Genomic DNA, 1,837 nt, shown 5'->3' with positions numbered 1-1,837 from the left:
ATATGGAATCGAATTCTCCCCTTCCCTACAAAGCTGGCGAACCAATATCAGCCCTTCCCGGAGAAGGTGGACAAGCATTTAAAGATGGCTTTGGTCTCTGGGGTGGCGAAGGTCGAGGAACACAGAATATCGATACACTCCCCTGGGGACAAATTACCAATCAGGCAGAACAATTCGGCCAGCGTGAAGGTAATATCTGGCAATATATGGGCTGGCGGATTCAAGCGGGAAGATACATCAGCAAAGAAGCGTGGGCCGGTGCTATTGAACTGGGCGAGCGAGAGCTGGATGTCCACTTGGGACTCTCTGTACCACAGGGAAATCTCCACGCCTTCCGCGCGCCTCGTCTTGAGGTAAATTCCAACCTTTACTACGCTCTGGCAGAAGCGGGATATCAGTACGACTGTGGCCTTGAAGAAGGGTATGAACAGCATCGAGACGGTACAAATTTCCTCTGGCCCTACACCATGGACAACGGATCTCCAAACGTATCATACCAAAGACTTATCGGGGTGAATGTACATATTGACAGTACACCACAAGGACTTTGGCAAATTCCTGTCAACACATTTATTGTTCCAGAAGAATACCGACAAGAAGTCTGGAATAATAGAACAAAAATTAACGATGCGGCCCTGGACGGGGGAGACATGGGTACCTTTGAAAGTTGGTCTCAAGCCGGCGGGAAAATTACCGGATTTGACTTCAATATGTACATTATGTGGGGAATGACAAAAGAAATTTGGCTGGAGACCATGAAAAACACAACAAATCTCCGCCTTGAAGGAAACAAAGCCCCTATACAGTACGGAGCACATACCGACTACTACACTCCCATTTATGACAATGCTACCTTGCTCAACGATGTCAATGCACCATCGTACGGGCTAAACGTTACAGAAGGATGGAACACCTGGGAAGATCGTATCACAAGCCTTGAGAAGTATCTTGACTGGGCCATCAACCAAAAAGGATGCTATGTTGTTTCGGGACACCGACTCATTGAAGAGATTAAGGCCATGGAACAAAATAGAGCCATCGGAAAAGAGGAACAACTCGAAGTAACGTGGGAATTCTTCCGAAACGAAGAGCTCAATTCTTCGGCAAATCAAGACTCCTTCACTGGCGATATTATTGATGCTGAGATTTCCGTTGACGCCGATGGTGACGGGGATAATGTGGAGTACACAGGATACCGTTACTATACGTCTCCCGGAAGTTTTGCTGACCTGGACCACCTAAGCTTTGACTATCAAACTACAGCACCCCTGGCAATACGTTTAGCCACTCAATCGGGAGATGCGCGGGAAGTTATTATCGGCCATGTGGGGGGATCTTCCCTCAGAAATAGTGGTAAAATCCCTCTCACGGCCTTTGAGCAAAATCAATACGCTGGTATTTCCGGATTTCAGTGGGACCCCATTGATACCGAAGATATCACCGGCATTGAGATTGAAGTATTAACCGACGGCCTTGAAGCTCAGGACCACTCCCTAACAGTGCAAAACTTCGCTCTTTTCAAGGGTGCCGAAACATCTATCATTGCTGAAAATGGTCAAAATAATCTCCAGGATATGACCGTGCACTCCTTTGTTGATGGACGACTTTCCCTCGGTGTTTCTCAGGAAGGTAATTACAATATTGCCCTCGTCAATGCCGCAGGAAGAACCCTGCAGACCATGGAAGGACAACGCCTCAAAAGAGGTGTGAATGCTCTCTCCTTTGATGGTGTTGCACGAGGTATCTACTTTGTGAGAATATCAAATGACTACGCTCAAAAAACAGTGCGAGCCCTCGCCTTGTAACTGTGTGCGTACTAAAGAACAAAAAAAGGAGA

The 1,837-nt window shown here is 47.1% G+C and carries 1 pseudogene; it reads left to right on the top strand.

Annotated elements, in window-relative coordinates:
- Window positions 1-1,805 (top strand): annotated as a pseudogene (locus CALK_RS13080) (hypothetical protein); the annotation flags it as partial.
- Between the last annotated feature and the right edge of the window lie 32 nt (window positions 1,806-1,837).

It is taken from the genome of Chitinivibrio alkaliphilus ACht1 (assembly GCF_000474745.1).
GTDB lineage: Bacteria > Fibrobacterota > Chitinivibrionia > Chitinivibrionales > Chitinivibrionaceae > Chitinivibrio > Chitinivibrio alkaliphilus.
The sequence above is the reverse complement of the archived record's forward strand: the minus strand, read 5'-3'. Positions and strand labels throughout refer to the sequence as shown.